Origin of the sequence: Paenibacillus sp. HB172176, assembly GCF_011947265.1 — a bacterium.
Lineage (GTDB): Bacteria > Bacillota > Bacilli > Paenibacillales > Paenibacillaceae > Pristimantibacillus.
Genome location: NZ_JAATHD010000008.1, coordinates 190,494 through 209,490, shown reverse-complemented (window position 1 = coordinate 209,490; position 18,997 = coordinate 190,494). Strand labels below are relative to the sequence as shown.

Annotated in this window: 17 protein-coding genes; 16 read left to right on the top strand and 1 reads right to left on the bottom strand. The window is 51.8% G+C overall.

Features of this window, described 5'->3' with window-relative positions; all coding sequences use genetic code 11:
- Positions 1-31 precede the first annotated feature (31 nt).
- The 15 genes from galU to HFP08_RS13345 all read left to right on the top strand — a co-directional run bounded on the left by galU (position 32) and on the right by HFP08_RS13345 (position 16,492).
- Positions 32-934, top strand: a complete 903-nt coding sequence (galU, locus tag HFP08_RS13415; RefSeq protein WP_168121093.1) for a UTP--glucose-1-phosphate uridylyltransferase GalU — start codon at positions 32-34, stop codon at positions 932-934.
- Positions 935-936: 2 nt separating this feature from the next.
- Positions 937-1,635 (top strand): sugar transferase, encoded by a 699-nt coding sequence (locus HFP08_RS13410; protein WP_168121092.1) that lies wholly within the window; start codon positions 937-939, stop codon positions 1,633-1,635.
- Between the two features lie 47 nt (positions 1,636-1,682).
- Positions 1,683-2,801 (top strand): glycosyltransferase, encoded by a 1,119-nt coding sequence (locus HFP08_RS13405; RefSeq protein WP_168121091.1) that lies wholly within the window; start codon positions 1,683-1,685, stop codon positions 2,799-2,801.
- Positions 2,785-4,149, top strand: a complete 1,365-nt coding sequence (locus HFP08_RS13400) for a hypothetical protein (protein ID WP_168121090.1) — start codon at positions 2,785-2,787, stop codon at positions 4,147-4,149. The genes HFP08_RS13405 and HFP08_RS13400 overlap by 17 nt, the downstream gene beginning before the upstream one ends.
- Positions 4,146-5,324: a glycosyltransferase family 4 protein gene (locus HFP08_RS13395; RefSeq protein WP_168121089.1), complete on the top strand. Its 1,179-nt coding sequence runs from the start codon at positions 4,146-4,148 to the stop codon at positions 5,322-5,324. Before HFP08_RS13400 ends, HFP08_RS13395 begins: the two co-directional genes overlap by 4 nt.
- The gene (locus HFP08_RS13390; protein WP_168121088.1) at positions 5,317-6,450 is read left to right on the top strand and encodes a glycosyltransferase; all 1,134 of its coding nucleotides are present in this window, start codon (positions 5,317-5,319) and stop codon (positions 6,448-6,450) included. The genes HFP08_RS13395 and HFP08_RS13390 overlap by 8 nt, the downstream gene beginning before the upstream one ends.
- The gene (locus HFP08_RS29515) at positions 6,447-7,025 is read left to right on the top strand and encodes an acyltransferase (RefSeq protein WP_168121087.1); all 579 of its coding nucleotides are present in this window, start codon (positions 6,447-6,449) and stop codon (positions 7,023-7,025) included. The genes HFP08_RS13390 and HFP08_RS29515 overlap by 4 nt, the downstream gene beginning before the upstream one ends.
- A gap of 23 nt (positions 7,026-7,048) precedes the next feature.
- Positions 7,049-8,086, top strand: a complete 1,038-nt coding sequence (locus tag HFP08_RS13380) for a glycosyltransferase family 4 protein (protein WP_168121086.1) — start codon at positions 7,049-7,051, stop codon at positions 8,084-8,086.
- A 2-nt stretch (positions 8,087-8,088) separates the two neighbouring features.
- Entirely contained in the window at positions 8,089-8,994 is a 906-nt protein-coding gene (locus tag HFP08_RS13375; protein ID WP_168121085.1) for a glycosyltransferase, read from the top strand.
- 8 nt (positions 8,995-9,002) lie between these two features.
- On the top strand, positions 9,003-10,376 hold the full coding sequence (locus HFP08_RS13370; RefSeq protein WP_168121084.1) for an oligosaccharide flippase family protein: 1,374 nt from the start codon (positions 9,003-9,005) through the stop codon (positions 10,374-10,376).
- A 70-nt stretch (positions 10,377-10,446) separates the two neighbouring features.
- Entirely contained in the window at positions 10,447-11,400 is a 954-nt protein-coding gene (locus HFP08_RS13365; protein WP_168121156.1) for a polysaccharide pyruvyl transferase family protein, read from the top strand.
- Positions 11,397-12,767 (top strand): sugar phosphate nucleotidyltransferase, encoded by a 1,371-nt coding sequence (locus HFP08_RS13360; RefSeq protein WP_168121083.1) that lies wholly within the window; start codon positions 11,397-11,399, stop codon positions 12,765-12,767. The genes HFP08_RS13365 and HFP08_RS13360 overlap by 4 nt, the downstream gene beginning before the upstream one ends.
- 23 nt (positions 12,768-12,790) lie before the next feature.
- Positions 12,791-14,131, top strand: a complete 1,341-nt coding sequence (locus HFP08_RS13355) for a UDP-glucose dehydrogenase family protein (RefSeq protein WP_168121082.1) — start codon at positions 12,791-12,793, stop codon at positions 14,129-14,131.
- Positions 14,132-14,166: 35 nt separating this feature from the next.
- Positions 14,167-15,513, top strand: a complete 1,347-nt coding sequence (locus HFP08_RS13350; RefSeq protein ID WP_168121081.1) for a hypothetical protein — start codon at positions 14,167-14,169, stop codon at positions 15,511-15,513.
- A gap of 52 nt (positions 15,514-15,565) precedes the next feature.
- On the top strand, positions 15,566-16,492 hold the full coding sequence (locus HFP08_RS13345) for a hypothetical protein (RefSeq protein ID WP_168121080.1): 927 nt from the start codon (positions 15,566-15,568) through the stop codon (positions 16,490-16,492).
- Positions 16,493-16,503: 11 nt separating this feature from the next.
- On the opposite strand, the gene HFP08_RS13340 is transcribed toward HFP08_RS13345, so the two are convergent.
- Positions 16,504-16,896, bottom strand: a complete 393-nt coding sequence (locus HFP08_RS13340; protein ID WP_168121079.1) for a helix-turn-helix domain-containing protein — start codon at positions 16,894-16,896, stop codon at positions 16,504-16,506.
- Positions 16,897-17,163: 267 nt separating this feature from the next.
- Here HFP08_RS13340 and HFP08_RS13335 point away from each other — a divergent pair, with 267 nt between their 5' ends.
- The gene (locus tag HFP08_RS13335; RefSeq protein WP_168121078.1) at positions 17,164-18,993 is read left to right on the top strand and encodes a cache domain-containing sensor histidine kinase; all 1,830 of its coding nucleotides are present in this window, start codon (positions 17,164-17,166) and stop codon (positions 18,991-18,993) included.
- The last annotated feature ends 4 nt before the right edge of the window (positions 18,994-18,997 follow it).

The window sequence follows — 18,997 nt, the reverse complement described above, 5'->3', positions numbered from 1 at the left end:
CAAAAAATATAAATGGATAGGGTGAGAGCGAATGAAAAAAGTGACAAAAGCCATTATCCCGGCAGCAGGACTGGGAACTCGATTCCTCCCTGCAACCAAGGCTATGCCGAAGGAGATGCTTCCGATCCTGGACAAGCCGACCATTCAGTACATTGTTGAGGAAGCCATTGATTCCGGCGTAGAGGATATTATCGTTGTAACCGGTAAAGGGAAGCGGGCGATCGAGGATCATTTCGATATCGCCTTCGAGCTGGAGCATACGCTTCAAGAACGCGGGAAGCTCGATATTCTCGAGAAAGTCAGAAAATCATCCAATGTGAATCTTCATTATATCCGTCAGAAGGAAGCCAAGGGGCTTGGCCATGCCGTATGGTGCGCTCGCAACTTCATCGGCAATGAACCGTTTGCCGTATTGCTCGGCGATGACATCGTAGAATCCGAGACGCCTTGCACGAAGCAATTGATTGAGCAATACGAACGCACCGGCAAGTCGGTCATTGGCGTACAAATGGTCGATTTCGACCAAACGCAGCGTTACGGCATCGTAGATCCCGGCAATCGTCTCGATCATCTCTATGAGGTGAATCGCTTTGTCGAGAAGCCGCCGGTAGGGAAGGCGCCTTCGAATCTGGCTATTATGGGCCGTTATGTGCTGACCCCCGAGATTTTCGATTATTTGGGCGAGCAGCGCATCGGCACCGGTGGAGAAATTCAATTAACGGACGCCATCCAGGCTCTGAATGAAGATCAGGGCGTCTATGCCTATGATTTCCAAGGCGTTCGTTATGATGTGGGCGAGCAGCTTGGCTTTATTCTGACAACGATCGATTTCGCCCTTCGCAACAAAGAACTGAGATATCCCCTTATGACCGAGATCGAAGCGCTTATGGAACGAGAAATTCGCAATCAGCTCATTATGGGAAGGAGTGAATAAGAATGACGCCTCCACAATTAAGAGATGAAGCGGTCTTAAGCGGCAGCTCCTATTATAATCAATCGGCCAGAACGGCCCGGAGAGCTCCCGAGCTTAAGGCGTACAGCGCAATGAAGCGTTTGATGGATATCGCCGGATCGGCAATCGGCTTGTTCCTGCTTAGTCCGCTCTTGGTCTTGATCGCGATTCTTATCAAGCTTGAGGACCCCAAAGGACCGATCCTGTTCAAGCAAACGCGCATCGGCAAGAACGGCAAGACGTTCCAGATGTACAAGCTGCGCTCCATGGTTGTGAATGCGGAAGAGAAGCTGGCGGAGCTGCTTCACAAGAACGAGATTAACGGAGCGATGTTCAAGATGAAGGATGATCCCCGCATTACTAGAGTCGGCAAATTCATTCGCAAGACAAGCCTGGACGAGCTTCCTCAGCTGCTCAATGTGCTCAGGGGCGAAATGTCGCTCGTAGGACCTAGACCGCCGCTCGGCAGAGAGGTTGCCGAGTATACGGAGCATGACAAGAAAAGACTGAGCGTAACGCCGGGCTGCACCGGATTATGGCAAGTGAGCGGAAGGAACAAGCTCAGCTTCGATGAGATGGTCGAGCTCGACATTGCCTATATCGAACAGAGAAGCCTCCTTCTTGATATGAAGATTCTGGTGAGGACGGTGAAGGAGGTCGTGGCGCCTCAGAATGCATTCTAGCATGCGATGCAGCAACAAGCATTAGACATGGAGGGAGGGTGAAGAAGGTGGCGAGAATCCTTCATCTGTCAGAATTCACGAAGGGAGGCATCGAGACGCATCTTAATGAAGTGCTTCAGCATCAGCGGCGGACGCATGATATCTATCTAATGGTATCCGAGCAGAATTCCAATAGAGACACCTTATGCATCCATCCGGAGCGTCTTATTATATACCCTTATAAGCGAAGTCCAGCACCTATGCTTAGAGCGATGAAAGCCATTCGCAACGTTGTGAAGAAGATTCAGCCGGACATCATTCACGTGCATGGCACCTTCGCGGGCTTGTTCCTGCGAAGCGTCCTTTTCTTGAAGCGCGAGCGGCCCGTCATTATCTATTGTTCGCACGGCTGGTCCTTTCTCATGGATATATCCGCATGGAAGAAGAGATGTTACGCGCTGATTGAAAGCGTGCTTGCTCTAAAATCCGATGCCATTATTCATATTTCGAGGAATGAATATGAGAAGGCGCTCAAGCTTGGCATTCCGAAGGAAAAATCGATCATTGTCTATAACGGCATTTCCAATCTTGACGAGCTGCAAGAGAAACCGATCGAGGTCGATCCGAACAAGCTCAATTTGCTGTTCGTAGGTCGTTTTGACCGACAGAAGGGCTTCGATCGGCTTATGCAGGTGTTCCGGGAAGAGGCGTTTCCGAATGTTCAGCTGTATCTCGTTGGAGACAGTGTGCTTGGAGATAAAGCGGCTATTGAAATTCCGGAATCTGCGGCAAAGCTCGGCTGGGTGGAGCATTCGCTGATCGGCGCTTGCATGGAAGCCTGCGATGCGGTGCTCGTTCCTTCGCGCTGGGAGGGCTTCGGCATTGTCGCTATCGAGGCGATGCGAAGCAGGAAAGCGGTCATTGCGAGCAATCGCGGGGCATTGCCGGAGATCGTCCGGAACGGGATCAATGGCTATGTGTTTGATTTCGACGATTTGAAGCAGCTGAAGGCAATTATTCGCGGTTTGGACAAAGCCACGCTGCGAAAGATGGGAGAGGCGGGAGAAGCGTTGTTTCGGGAGCATTTCCATGCAGATTCAATGAACGATCAAATCGAGAATCTCTATGAGGAAGCGATGAAACGGCGCGGCAGCGAAGATTCGCCCGCAATTGGAAAATATGTATAATCTTACGACGAAAAAATTCCATTTGGAGCAATCCTTCCTGTCCGTCTATCTCGTTTTTGTTCTGCTTCTTACCATCTATCAGGATTTCCCGCTTGCCAACATGATCGGAGAAATCGGACGCACGCCCATCGTACTGTTGTTTCCCGTTTTCGTATTCTGCGAGATTGCGTTGCTGGCGAAGCACAAGAAAATTACGAACGGAAGCAAGCTGCAGAGTTATATTTTCTTCTTCATTCTTTATTTAAGCTTCGTCAGCTTGCTCTATATCTTCATTCAATATATGCACGGCGTATACGGGTTCGGCTCAGAGGGACTGCTTGGCAAAGCGGTGAAGGTTATCATCTATTTCGTTCTGATCCTGCTGTATATTCGCCATATGCAGCTGATCTTCACGAAGATTAGCAGCTATCGCGCCATATGCGCCTGCTTCATAGCCATCGTATCGGTTCTGATGGGCATTATGATTATTGAAATGATGTCCATGCCGCATGCGCTGCCCTTCCTGCATTCGGGCGATGATCCTTACTGGCGGGTAAGGCTGTTAACCTCCGAGAGCAGCACAACCGGCTCGATCGTTGTTGTCTACACGGCAATTATGATTTATCTGACGAGATACCTGGGCAGCTTCGCGAGAAAGCTGGTTGTCCTGTACGGGGCGGGCTTTTTCATATTTTACTTGCTTGAAACGGGATCAAAGGGCTTTATGGTCGTTATTCTATTGACCTTGGTCGTTACGATGTTCAAGTTTCTGGATTTCCGCAAGAAGCGGAATTTCTTCCTCTTGCTGGGCATGCTGCTGCTTCTGTATTTGTTCATTGCGAATTTCTCCGCTGTCGTGCTGGGGTCGTTCAACAATGATATCGAGAATTACACATCTTCCTACACGAGGATGGGCACGATTCTGATCGCCGTCTTCACTGTGCTTCATCATCCGCTCGGGGTGGGAACGGGCGCTTATCTCGTCTACTTCAATACGTATATGGCCGACTCGGTGTCCTTCATGTCGAATTTCTATTATAAGCTGTTCGGCGTCAGCCAAATCAATGTGAGCGAATTAATGAAGTATTCCGATTCAACCAAGAATCTCGGTGTCAAATCGGGCTTCTTCCAGTGGGTGATGTTCGGCGGCTTGTTCTCGTTATTGTTTTTCTTCCTCATAGCGAAAAATTTGATCATTAAAGCGAGAGTGAGCTTGATCCTGTTCCTGGCGCTCGTGTTCATCCTATTCTCGCTGCTGCTCGTTTCGCTCGAAATCAAGTATGAAATTTGGCTGCTGTTCGCCTTTATTTCATTGTTCCTGGGCAAGAAGGAGATTGGGCCCATTCAGAAAGGGGAGGTAACCTCATGAAAATGCTTATCGCATGCAGCGACTTCCCGTACCCTGCCGATCATGGCGGCAGAGTGGACACCTGGGGAAGAATCAAGGTGCTCTCTGAGCTTGGCTGGCAAATCGATCTTGTCGTGTGCGGAAAAACAACACCGACTGCGGAGGAGAAGGAAGTGGTGCTGCGTTATGTTGCGGATATCAGGCTCTGTGATCGGAGGAGCAGAATTCTTGATCTTCTGCATCCCGATCCTCTGCAGGTGCGTTCCCGTACCGCGCTGAGGCATGTCAAGCTGAACGGCCCCTATGATTATGTGCTGCTCGAAGGCGACTATGTCTATCCGATTCTGGACAATCCCGAGGTTCGCAGCGATATGGCCATTCTGCGGGTGCATAATGATGAATCGATTTATTTCAAGGCTTTGGCGAGAAGCTCGAGCCATCCGCTCCACAAGCTGTACTACACGATTGAGAGCGGCAAATTCGTTCGTCATGAACGGAAGCTGAGAAGCAGAATCGACAAGCATCTCTTCATCTCGAACAAGGAGTTCGAGAAATTTCGCATGGGGAACGAGACGGCAAGCAGCCGATTTCTGCCGCCGCCGGTCACTAGCGGAAGCTTCAGGAGCAACAGCTTCGCCAGCAAGCAAGTGGTATTCATCGGCTCGCTGTTCATGCCGAACAATCGAGAGGGGATTGAATGGTATCTCACCCATGTTCATGAGAAGCTGCTCGAGAATCCTGAATACAGCTTCGTCATTGCGGGCAACAGCCGAGGGGGAAGCCTGGATTGGCTGAAGAGATATAATCTGTCGCGCGTTGTTGTGCATGACTCGCCGGAGTCTCTCGATGGAATCTACGAACAGGGCTGCTTGTTCGTGAATCCGATGCAGAACGGAGCCGGGGTTAAGCTGAAGACAATCGAAGCGATTCAGAACGGTCTTCCGGTCGTGTCCACTTCGGTCGGCAGCGAAGGCACGGGATTGCTTCATAAGGAGCATATCATGATCGCGGACGATCCGCAGAAATTCTGTTCGAGCATTCAGCAACTGCTGGATTCAAAGGCGGATTCGGAAGCTCTGCTGAGAGCATCCCAGCAATTCATAGCCGAGCACTACAATCATAAAGAAGTGCTTAGAAGCTTCTTTCAATCCTTAAATCCCGACTTGATGTTGAAAGGGCGTGCGGCAAATGCGTGACAATCTCATTCCTGTTCTGTTCGTAACGCATGCGGCGAAGAAGGGCGGCGCGGAGCAAAGTCTGATTCATCTCATGAATTATCTTGATACTGCGCGTTACCGCATCTTCTTCATCAGTCCGCCCAATACGGCTTATCTGAAGGAGATACGCACAGAATTCGTGCACATTCCGTTGGCTCTAGGGAGCATCAAGAAGCGTCTCGGCTTCGGTTATATGGAGACAGTGCTTCGCATTCGAGCAGTTGTGAAGCGGCATGGCATTGCGATCATACATGCCAACGGCTGGCGTGCTCCCTGGTATATCGCTCCGCTAAGAGCGCTGACGAATTGCAAGCTGGTCTGGCACCATCGCGATCATACCCATTTGAAGATGTTCAACAAAGTATTGCCCCGGTTCTTCGATCAAGTGATTTGCATCTCGCACTTCGTGGCGGGAGCGATCGCGACGGATAAGAAGACGGTTATCTACAACGGGGTGGATCCCGAGCTGACCTTGCCTACGAAGAGCAGGGAGCTGATGGAGGACGGAAAGCTCGTCATCGGCACTTTCGGCCGAATCGTCGAGTGGAAACGATACGATAGGGTCGTCGATGCGATGAAGAAGCTGACGGATACGGGATACACGAATTGGAGGCTGCTCATCGTGGGCGATGCATCGGTCGACGGCTCCCAGCACTATTATCATGACTTGATGCATAAGGTGCTGGATTACGGCCTGGAGCATCAAGTCGATTTCTACGGCTATTCGCCTGCGCCGCTCGAGGTGATGAAGGAATGCGATCTTACGATCAACTTCTCCCTCAACGAGCCGTTCGGTCGCGTTATTATCGAATCGATGCTGGCGGGAACACCGGTCATCGTATCGGATTCGGGAGGCGCTCCCGAAATTATCCATCATACTGGCGGCGGCCTGATCGTGCCGGACGGCAATGTGGACGAGCTTGCCGATGCGATAAGAAGCTTCTATGACCGCAAGGTCAATCACGGCGAGCTGGCGCTCAGCGGGTATCGCAATGTGATGAGGGAATTCCACATGAAGACGATCGCGAGGCAGGTCGAGCATGCTTATCAATTGCTTCTCCATCCCGGGAGCGTTGCTAGCAGAAGCGGTGAGGTTACGCTATGAGCGTATCCTACAATCGCGGAACGGTCAGCTTCGAGAAGCTTGCCGCGGTGCTCAAAGGAGCGGCGGTGCTGCCTTTGCGGACGCAATCGCAAGGCAAGCTGTGCCGAATAGCGGGCAAGCTTCGACTCAAGAACAAAGGCGAGTTAACGCTTGGCCATCATGTGTCCTTCCATGGGAAGCCCTTCCCGTCCTCCATCACGGTGGGGAAGGGAGCCAGGCTGAAGATCGGCGATCATGTCTTCTTCAATTACGGGCTCGATATCGGCTGCACGCTGGACATAGAAATCGGCAGCCATACCATCATCGGACCAATGGTGAACCTGATCGACACCAACTTCCATCCCGTTGATCGAAGCGATCAAGCCTTGCCTAGGCCGATCAAGATCGGGAATAATGTCTGGATCGGAAGAGGCGCGGTCATCCTGCCCGGCGTTACGGTTGGAGCGCATTCGGTCGTCGCTTCAGGAAGCGTCGTCACAAGGGATATTCCGCCGAACGTGCTGGCTGGCGGCGCGCCAGCCCGGGTCATCCGGGAAATCGACGTGCCCGAGGATTGGATACGAAGATTTCATTAGTACACAAATTGGAGTGATATGCGATGAGAGTATGGATGTGGCCGAAATCGAGCCGTCTGAATATGTATAACGACTTGCTGTCCGACTCGCTGAGCGATGAAGGTCTGGATATTCAGGATTTGGAGCATGGCAAGCTGATGCTCAAGGTCGGCAGGGCGAAGGCGGGAGACATCGTGCATGTGCACTGGATCCATCACGCTTACCAGCATCCAAACTTTCTGATCTTCCTCGTCAAAGCTTGCATATTGTTGTTGACCTTAACCTATTTGAAGCTGAGACGAGTCGGCGTTGTGTGGACCATCCACAATTTGTATCCGCATCATGTGAAATATCCTCGCATGGAGCGCCTGATGAGAACGATCATTTGCAAGTATTGCAGAGGCTTGATCGTTGCTTCGCAGTCAATCAAACGAAAAGTAATTGACGCCTTCCATGTGTCCCCCGGCAAGGTGCATGTGGTGAAGCACGGTCATTATCTGGATGTGTATAAGCCTCAGGGCATCTCAATTCGGGAGCGGTACGGCATTGGCGAGGATGGCGATGTGCTGCTGTTCATGGGAGCGATTAAAGCCTACAAAGGCGTCGAGGAGCTGGTTCAGGCGTTCAATAGGCTGAAAGAGCGAAACACGTATCTCATTATTGCGGGGAAGGCGGATCCGGAGCTTCGGCAATACTTGCAAAGCATGGAGGACTCCCGGCAGATCATTCAGAAGCTGGAGTTCATTCCAAACGAAGAAGTGGCGGATTTGCTTCTTGCGGCGGATATTATGGTGTTGCCCTACAAGGAAATTACTACCTCCGGTTCGGCCATTCTCGGCCTCTCCTTCAAGAAGCTGGTCGTGATGCCGGATAACGAATTTATTGATGAATACTTCCTGGAGAACATGGTGGTGCGCTATGATCCGTCGCAGCCGTCCGGTCTTGAGAACGCGCTGAAGCAAGCGCGTAATCTGAAGGGGGAGCGAAATGCGAAATCGCCCAATTATGAAGAAGCGCTGCTGCCGCTTGAATGGAGCGCGGTCGCGAAGAAGACCAAACAAGTTTATCAAGGATGGGGATGAGCATGAAGGTATCGGTGGCTGTATGCACGCATAATCGCTCGAGGGATACGGCGGAGGCGGTGCGAAGCGTGCTGGAAGGCAGCTTCGACAAGGAAGAGCTGGAGATTATCGTTGTGGACAATCGCTCTACGGACGATACGGCCCATGTTGTCGAGTCCTTGCAGCAACAGCATCCCCATGGCGACAAAGTTCACTATTTTCTTGAGCAAAAATTAGGCCTGTCGGCGGCGAGGAATCGGGCCATTCGGGAGGCGACGGGCGACTTTATCCTGTTCCTGGACGATGATGCTCTCGCATCGCCGAACTGGGCGCAAGAAATCGTGGATGTGTTCGAGAGAGATGGAGCTATCGGCTGCGTAGGAGGGCGGATCGATCCGATTTGGGAAGCGGGAGAACCGGATTGGATTCCCGAGGAGCATCGATCCGTCTTCACGATATTGGATTATGCGGATCATGTGGTCGAGATGGAGACGCCGAATATTCCTTACGGCGCGAACGTGGCCTTCCGAAGAAGCGTGTTCCTGCATATCTCTCCCTTCCGGGAGGATCTGGGCCGAGTGGGCACCAAGCTTCTCTCCAGCGAGGAGAGCGAGCTGATCGGCAGAATGAGAGAAGCCTACAAGGTGTTCTATACGCCACACGGCTATGTGCAACATAAGATCGCCAAAGAACGAACAACGAAGAAATGGTTCTTGAAGCGAATTTTCTGGCAAGGCGTCAGTGACGCGGTCAGAAGGAATGATCGGGCTGGAGTCGCAATGATCAAGCATTCCGTACGCATGCTGCAAGCGGTGGCGGCTTCGCTTCCAGCGCTGTTTCAATCCAGAAGATTCATTAGACAGATTGTGAAAATCTGCTATCGCAACGGCTCTCTTATGGGTGTCTTGCGTTATAGCGGCAAAGGTTGAGGATGCTTATGACGGGATTGGCCATTGGCAAGCTATGGAGAGGAAATGGACTGGCGCAGACGATTCTGCGCACCAGCGCGACCAATATGCTTGTCATGATGCTGGTAACGCTGACCTCGATTGCGACAGCCCGGATGTTCGGCGTTGAAGGCAAAGGCGAGTTCTCCGCGATTATATTCTGGCCCACACTGCTTGCGGGGATCGTATCATTCGGACTTCCGACTTCGCTCATCTACAACTTGAAGGAGCATCGGAAGAGCGGCGCCGATTTCATCAGAGCCGGTTTCCTGTTTCAGATTCCAGTCGCTGCCGTTACAGGCGCTATTGCCTGGATCGGCATGGGAGCATGGCTCTCCGAATATCCCGACGTTGTGATTCAGACGGCGAGATGGTATGCCGTCAGTATGCTGCCAATCTTGCTTGCGATCAATTTGCTTCAGGCGCTCTCCCAGAGTTCGGGGCGCTTCGATGTATACAACGGCGTAAGGCTGTATGTTCCGCTTTTGAACTTTCTTGGCCTGCTGGTGTTATGGGCGGGGGGCGACATTTCGCTCGTGTCTGCGGCGGTAGTATTCCTTATCACCAGCGGCGCAGTTATTGTCTGGGCATTCTACTCGCTGCGGTCCGAGCTTCGCATGAATTGGCTTCGAGGCATCTGGAACAAAGCAGTGGGCAAGGCGCTCTTCGGCTATGGCAGCAGAGTGTTCGGCGTGGAGCTGCTCGGCACCATCTACGCGCAATTCGATAAGCTGATCATTCTATCGATGCTGTCTGCGAGGGATCTTGGCTTGTATACCGTCGTCTATGCGCTGTCGAGAGTGTTCAATGTGGTGCAGATGGCGATTACGAATGTTGTGTTTCCGAAGGTTACGGGACAGGACAAGGCGATTATTATTCAGACGGTGGGCAGATCCTTCCGGCTTTCCATGATTCTGATGCTGCTTGTTTCCGTGCCGGCATTGTTTATCGGCCGATTTATGCTGGGGCTGTTGTTCGGAGAGGATTTTTTGGAGGCGAGCACGGCTTTCTATCTGCTGTCCTTCGAATGCATTATCGGCGGCGGAGCATGGATTCTGGCAGCGGCCTTCAATGCGATGGGACGTCCGGGCCTGGTGCTGGTCAGACAACTGATCGCGCTTGCAGCCACCGTGGGGCTGTTTTTCCTGCTCGTGCCGTCTTTCGGGTTAAACGGCATTGCGGCGGCGCTGCTCATAGGCGCCTGGATTCGATTGGCGGTTACACTTATCGCCATGCGCGTCGCTTACGGGAAAGAGTCGGTCGGGCTGCTGTACAATCGTCGGGATTTCGAGTTTCTGGCCGGTAGAATCAAGCGAAAAACGAGAGTCGAAGGAGTGAGAGAGCATGCTGACGGAACGAAATGAAGCTTTTGATGCAAGGGAAGAAGCTATTGCGGCAACATTGAAGGGGAACGGATCGGGCGACAGGCATCCGATGGCGGAGCTGAAGGAGCGGCTGAAGCAGATATTAACGGTTATACCGCCGGGTTCTACCGTCCAATATATCGATTATCCCGTTTATAACAATGGCGGGGATTTGCTCATTATGAAAGGAACGGAAGCCTTTTTCAAGGCCAACCGCATTTCCGTTCATGCCAGATACAGCGTGCTTGATTTCCCGGATTCATTGATGATTCCGCGAAATCATATCATTGTTCTTCAAGGCGGCGGCAATTTCGGAGATTTGTATGAGGTTCATCAGACCCTGAGAGAGCGAGTCGTCGCAGCCTATCCCAATAACCGTATCGTCATTCTCCCTCAAACGATCTATTACAAAGAAGAAGAGCAATGCGACAAAACGGCCGCTATTCTTAATCGTCATATGGATTTGCATTTGTTCGTGCGGGACCCGAATTCCTATCAAATAGCCAAGAGCAAGTTTCATGCTTGTTCCATCTATCTGTCGCCCGACATGGCTCATCAGCTGTGGCCGATTCCAGCTCGAGGCGCTGCCGGCAAAGCGTTGCTTCAATTTCTGCGGACGGATATTGAGCAAGCTTCCGAGCAATCGAGAATAGGAGAGGTTCAGGCGGGGGACAGCGAATGCCTGGACTGGGCTTCCCTCTACAACCGGGTAGAACGGAGATCAATCAAGCTTATTGGCAGCATGATGAGCCGCAAGCGGGGCATTATTCCCATGGAAGTCGTATGGGGCAAATACAGCGATTATCTGGTCGATAAGGCGATTCGCAGATTCAGCCGATATCAGGCTGTTCAGACCTCCAGATTGCACGGCCATATTCTGTCCTGCCTCATGGACAAGCCGAATACGCTGCTGGACAACTCCTACGGGAAAAATTCAAGCTATTTCTACACATGGACCAGCGACATCGACAACGTGCGATTGATTAGCTCGACCAATCGGCATAAGAAGGAGGAATGGCAATGAGAACAGTTCTTCTATCGGGAGGCTCGGGCAAGCGGCTGTGGCCTCTGTCCAATGAATCGAGATCGAAGCAATTCCTGAAGGTGCTTCGGGGAGCCGACGGTCAAATGGAATCGATGGTAAAGCGGGTATGGGGCCAATTGAAGGAAGCGGGCTTGCAGCAAAACGCCTATATCGCGACCGGCAAAGCCCATGTTGAGATGCTTCAGGGCCAGCTCGGCAACGAGGCTCAGCTTATTGTCGAGCCCGAGCGGAGGGATACGTTCCCGGCCATTGCGCTGGCAGCCGCCTACTTGTATTCCGTGCATGGCGCCGCCTTGAATGAAACGATTGTTGTCATGCCGGTGGACCCTTATGTGGATACGGCTTTCTTCCACAGGAGCAAGGAGCTTGAGAGAGTGTTGGAGGATACGGGAGCCAATCTTGCGCTTATGGGGGTAAAGCCGACCTATCCTTCCGAGAAATACGGTTATATTGTGCCTGAAGCAGGCAGTCACGGTCTGCATGACAGCATGCGGGTGCGTACGTTCAAGGAAAAGCCGAGCGAGCAGGAAGCGATGGATATGATCGAGCAATCGGCATTATGGAATTGCGGTGTGTTCGCCTTTAAGCTCGACTTCCTTATCAACATTCTGATCGCAAACAATTATCCCATTCAATATGACGAGATGCTGAAGCAATATTCTTCCTTGCCGAAGATCAGCTTCGATTATGAAATCGTGGAGCGCTCGAACTTCGTCGCGGCTCTGCCCTTCGAAGGGGAATGGAAGGATCTCGGAACCTGGAACACATTGACCGAACAAATGGAGAACGCGCTAATCGGCAAAGGCATTATCGCCGGCGAATCAGGCAATACCCATGTAATCAACGAGCTGGACATTCCGATAACGCTCCTGAATCTTCCGAATGTGGTGGTTGCGGCTAGCCCGGACGGCATTCTGGTGTCCGACAAGGCTTCCAGTCCCATGATTAAGGAAATCATGAAGCATTCCGAACAGCGGCCGATGTATGAAGAGCGTCGCTGGGGCCGGTACAGGGTGCTTGAATATATGAAATATCCCGACGGCAACGAAGTGCTGACGAAGCGTATCTGCGTCACGCCCGGCCAAAATTTAAGCTATCAATACCATGAGCTGAGAAGCGAGGTATGGACCATCGTGTCCGGTCATGGAGAGATGGTTCTGAACGGCGCGAGGTTTGCGGTGAAGGCAGGGGATGTGCTGACGATCAGCCGAGAGTGCCGACATAGTCTGCGGGCGGAGACGGAGATGGACATTATCGAGGTGCAGAGCGGCTCGGAGCTCATCGAAGAAGACATTGTGCGGCTGGCTTATGATTGGAATGAAATCGTATCGCTCTGCACGGTTTAATACAAACGAAGGGAGCTGCTTGGATGAAGATAACGGTCATCGGCACCGGCTATGTCGGATTGGTATCCGGCGTTTGCTACGCCAAGCTTGGACATGAGGTCATTTGCGTAGATAAAGATTCGGCCAAGATCAATAGGCTGCAGGCGGGCGAAGTGCCGATTTACGAGCCTGGGTTGAAGGAACTGATTGCTGAAGTCACCGCGTCGGGCAATCTGGATTTCACAGTCGCGCTTGATTATGCTGTGCAGCAATCAGAGCTGATTATTCTGGCGGTGGGCACGCCTCCGCTTTCGAATGGAGAGGCGAATCTAAGCTATATCGATCTCGCCGCCAGAGAGATTGCGAGAGCGATGAACGGCTCAAAGATTATTGCAGTGAAGAGCACGGTTCCCGTCGGAACGAATGAACGTCTTGCCCTGCTAATCCGGCAGGAGTCGAAGCATGACTTTCAAAGCATTTCGCTGCCTGAATTTCTGCGTGAAGGTTCGGCGATTCAGGATACGCTGCATCCTGACCGCATCGTGATCGGCGCTGATTCCGAGGCTGCGGCGGAGAAGATGGTCGAGCTGCATAAGCGTCTTACCATGAACTTGATCGTTACGGATATTCGGAGCGCAGAGATGATTAAGTACGCTTCAAATGCGTTTCTGGCTACGAAAATATCGTTTATTAACGAAATTGCGAATATTTGCGAAAAGGTGGGAGCGGATGTCGCACGGGTAGCGGAAGGGATGGGCTATGACAAGAGAATCGGTCATTCCTTCTTGCAAGCGGGCATCGGCTATGGCGGCTCATGCTTTCCGAAGGACACGAAGGCGCTCATTCAAATCGCCGGCCATGTAGATTATGAATTCAAGCTGCTTCGCTCCGTTGTCGAAGTCAATCAGGATCAGCGCTTCAGCATCATGCGCAAGCTCGATGCGATTTTCGAAGGAGAGCTAAGGAACAAGACGATTGCGATATGGGGACTCGCCTTCAAGCCGGACACCGATGATGTTCGCGATACGCCCGCTCTGGAAATCGTGGGCAGCCTTCTGGATGCCGGCGCTTCTGTGCGCGCTTACGATCCGATCGCAATGAATAATTTCCAGACTCTGCTGGGAAGAGACGGAGTGGAGTGGTGTTCGAACGCAATGGCGGCAGCCGGCGGAGCAGACGCTCTGTGCCTGCTTACGGAATGGGAAGAATTCTCCCATATCAATCTGGCCGAACTGGAGCGAACGCTGAAGCAGCCGATTCTGATTGACGGGCGCAATGTATTCCGCGAAGAGCATTTGGTCTCTACCGATTTTGTCTATTATTCGATTGGCCGTCCTTCTCTGAACCAAGGCGTAAGACAGGAGATGCCGGTGCTGCAGTTCTAAAGCGCCGACCATACTAAAAATGAGGTGAGAGAAAAATGAAACTGAAAAAACCGCTGCTTGCAGCAACACTATCGGTATGTCTGAGCACAGCTGCGCTGGCAGGAATTCCTGACAAGGAAGGCGCGAGTCCGCTCGGTCCGCTTGGCATGATTCAAACGGCAAACGCCGCGGAAGACGCATTGTCGTCTGCCGAACTGCTCGGACGCTTGAATGAGCTTCACGAGGCGCTGCTCGCAGGAGATCCTGCGGATGTGCAGGATGTCCGCAATCTTCGCACAGAATTGCTGTCGCTCGATCCGGTAGAGAACGCCCAGCTCCTTGCTCCGATCTGGAACAAGATTAGCGCAAAGCTGCCGGAGGATATCGATCAATCCGCTCTAAGAGCCAGCTTGTTCCGCTTGATTCAGGAAGCCAAGGCGATTCAGTATGATCCCAAGGTTACAGACCTGGAAGCGATTCGGACGAATCCGGAATATCGCGCCACTCTAAAGACGATCGCGGCTGCCGGCGGCTATACGGATGTGACGATGGATGACTTCCTCGTCTTCTTATTCGGCGACGGAAACAAGCTGGATGGCATTGAAGGAACAGTGACAGAGCTATTATCCAAGATGAATACGATTCAGCTTATCGGTCTTCTTGGCAATAAAGACGGTATGACTTCGGTTATGCTGAAGGCTGCGGATAAGCTGCTTGCGGACAAGAAGGGCTATCCAATCAGCGCTATGCTGAAGGAGTTCGGCATTAATTCGAAGGATATCGGCCTGACGGTCGAAGCTGTTCAAAACAAGCTGCAGATGGAAGGACCCGCCTTCCGTGCTCTGACGGTTGCTTATATGCGCACCGCGACCGAAGCCGAGATAGAAGAAAGCAAAGATGGAAGGGAGAAGGAATTCAAGCTTCATATCTATAATGTGGATGTGCCTTCCTTCATTCTGACCTGGAGCAAGGTGTCCGGCAGCGAGGATGTGCAGATTAGCCCGGACGGCAAAGCGACGCTTGCGGAAGACGCCGCCGAAGGCACAGCCATTATTCAGGCGGCATTGCTTAATCCTTACGGCGGACCAAGCAAGGTTATCTATCAATCCGAGGTAACCTTGACTGCGAAGACATCGGACAGCGAAGATGAACAGAAGATTGCCGTCATCATGCAAAATTTGGACGATGATCTCGCCGACGTGATGAAGAAGCTGGAGAAAGCGAAAAATGCTCCTCAGAAAATCAATCTGATGATGAAAGCGGTCAAAGCGGGCCTGGACGCGGACAAGAAGCTGTACAAGCTCGACGTTTCGAAGGAAGCTCAAGCGGACGCCTTCATGGAGATTAATACGAAAGTCAACACGGTGTTGACTGCCATCATTCGAGATTTGCTGCAGAGCTGATTCATGCGAAGACTGATATGCAGCGATTACCGACGAGAGGCGGTGTGAAAGTATGAGTCGAAGAAAGCAAAGCTTTTCAAGGCAAAAGAAACCCGGGAATCGATTCAATGGCGTCTACTTGTCGCTAACAGCCGTATTGGTGCTGCTTATCGCGGCATGGGTGGCGCTTGATTGGCAGGACGGGAGGGGGGATGGCTCCGTCTATGCGAGCGATAAGGAAGACGAGCCGGTTATTATGCTGGATCTGGATGCGAATCAGTCCAATCCTGGCGCAGTCAATACCGGAAGCTCCGGCTTTGATAACTTAGGAGGCTTCCAGTTGTCTCCTCCATCGCAAGATGCGGGCGACAAGCAAGAAGCGGGGGCGGGCACAGGAGATGAAACAGATCGGGAAGATTTGCCCGAACTCCCTCAGCTCCCTACCTTTGCTCCTTCGCAGAAGCCGGATACGCCGGACGACGAGGCATCTCCGCCGCAAGAAACAGCGGGGCCAACCAAGACGCCGCAGCATACTTCGGCTCCCGATCCATCTCGGGAGCCGGAGCAGACACCGGCTCCGACCAAGACGCCGACAGAGACCGAAGCGCCTTCGGAGAGCGACGCACCAGAAGCCCCTGCAGAATCGGCCAATGGGAATGAGTCTGTTGATATCGTTGCGAAATACGAGCAGCAGCTCGTTGAAGCACAGGCAGGATGCGTGCAGGATATGAAGCAGCTGCTTCAAAAAGCGGATACGAGCTTCAAAGGCGTCGATCGCACGGATACGGAGAAGATGAGCGCCATTGCCGGACAATTGGAGATTGAATTTAGAAGCGCGGAAACGGCGTGCGAGAACACCTTCAATTCCATCATTGCAAATGCGAAGAAAGAGGGCGTTCCCGATGAGCAAATCGAGGAATGGCAACAGACGTTTAAAGAAATGAGAGAGAAGCTGCGCGAGGAAGCAGAGCTAAGAGTGCAGCAAATCATATTCTCGTAGCTTGCAAAGACCTATAGTTCGGAAGAATCTTTGGGGAGGGAACGGTCCCGGAGCACGCGTTCAAGCAGATGGCGAATCAGCTCCAGATCGTCCTTCTCCAAGGGAATTCCATCCCAATGCAATTTCTCCGCGTTCAAATATTCCTTCGCGTTATAATTCATGTCTTCCGAGGGCTGCGGATTATCCGTAATGCCCAGCAAATAGTCAGAGGAGGTGAGCAGCTTCCGGGAAATCATCTGAATCGATTCGATTGTCGGCTGGCGATAGCCGGACTCGTAGCCCGCATAAGTGCTTTTCGCAACGCCGACATAATCCGCAACTTCCTGCATCGTCAACTTCCTCTTCTTTCTGAGCTGCTTCAGCCTGGGTCCGAAAACATTCGATTCCTTCGCTTGCGTAGTCATCCCGATTCCCAACCTTCTGTGAAAAATATAAGTTCCGAACTAATAATTTGTTCTAATTATAACATGATTTCCAGTAGAAAGCGCAACCACTCGATACGATAAATTAAGCATTATGGCAGGGGGCTCTATAACGAACTGTGACTTAAGAAATATGCGCATTTCTACTCCGGCATAGAGACGTCAATTCCAAAAAAACGTAGAAACAGCCATCACTCGAAAGGCTGTTTTTTTGCTATAGTATCGGTAGACCCCGGAGGTGCCTGAGGAATGCGAAGATTATTCGATCTGCTTACGAGATTCAATATGAAGCAGCAGCTTGTTCTGCTGTTTCTCGTCATGGTTAGTCCCATGCTGCTGCTATATTCATACGGCAACGCCCAGGCGGAGAAGCTGCTTAAGAACCATGTCACGAGCGCTTATGTCGAGCTTATCAAGCAGAATCATACGTTGATTAATCGCGATATCGATACAATCAACAAGATTACGACTACGATTATTCAGAACCCTGTTACACAGAGGCTCGTGCCGAGCGGTGATGATTCCGTCATCGAGCGGGTTCGGAAATACAACGATCTGGATGCTCTTCTTGCAAGCAATTCGATTCCGCTAAACGGAGGGGAAGCGGTCTATTATTCGCTCTATATCTATGATCCGCAGGATTATTATTTCTTCGCGCCGAAGCGGCAGCTCATGCAGACCGGCGTCTATTTCTTCTCGGAAGAGAATAAGCCGACATGGTTTGACAGCGCAATCAGCAAGAAAGGCAAGGGCTATATGGACATTATTGAAGCCAATGTAGGTCTGACGCCCATTCGCACGCTTGCTTATATGCGCGCTGTTAATGACGTAAGCAGCGGCAATCGTCTGCTTGGCGTGCTGGTCGCCACAAAGATGGATATCAAGATCGAGGAATCGCTGCGAGCGGTTTCGCTGCCCGAGGGGAAGATGTTCCTGACGGACAGCTCCAACCGAATTTTAAGCTCGACGGAGGAAGAAGCCGGAGGAGAAATGTATCCGTTTCCAAGCGGATTGCAGGAGGTGGAGAATGACGGAGCAAGCGGAACGTACAGCCTTATTACGGCTGATTCTATCTATATTGTCAATACGAATTCACAGCTCGATCAGAAGCTGATCTATCAGATTCCAATGGGTTCGCTTCTCAAGCAGCAGAGCGAGCTCAAACAGGTCATCCAGCTAATCTCCATTGTATATATGCTGCTTGGCTGCGTCATTCTGGTCTACTTCTGGCGTTCGCTCATGACGCCGCTGCAGAAGCTGTCGCTGTTCGTCAGAAGCTATGAGCCGGGCAAGCTGGTTCCGGAGACGCCAGGGAGAAGAAGACGGGATGAAATGGGCGTGCTCATGACGGCGTTCTACGATATGGCCCGCCGATTGAACGGACTCATTCATTACAAATATCAGATGGACATCAAGCAGAAGGAGGCGCAGCTCCAACTGTTGTACCAGCAAATCAATCCGCATCTGCTCTACAATACCCTTGAGAGCATCTATTGGAAGAGCGTGCTGGAGGGCGGCGCGGAATCGTCCGAGATGATCAAAGAATTGTCGAAGCTCATGAAGATAGGACTCAGCAAAGGAAGAGAGCTCATTGCGCTCGAGGAGGAGCTGGAGCATGCCAAAGCTTATGTGGCGCTCCAGCTCAAGCGTTTCGCGTATGAATTCGTAATCGAGTGGCAGGTGCCTGAAGCAGCGCTTGAGCTCTTGATTCCCAAAATATCGCTTCAGCCCTTGATCGAAAACGCCATCGTACACAGCGTGAAAGCAATGGGAGAGGACGGTCTCATTCTCATCTCCGTTCAGTTGGAAGGAGAGCGGGCAACGATCAAGGTGGAGGATAACGGACATAAAGAGGTGGATCTTGCCGCGATCGACAAATTGTTAAACGCAGAGGAAGGCGACCATCAACTGGGCTATGGGATTCGAAATATTCATCAGCGCATTCGGCTGCATTTCGGTCTGCAATACGGTCTGCGTTACAGTAAGAGAGAAGGGGGCGGGCTTGCCGCCTCCATCGTGCTTCCCATTCGTTATGAGAAGGAATGGCAGCGCGAAGATGGGGAAGAGGAAGGGAGCTGAAGGG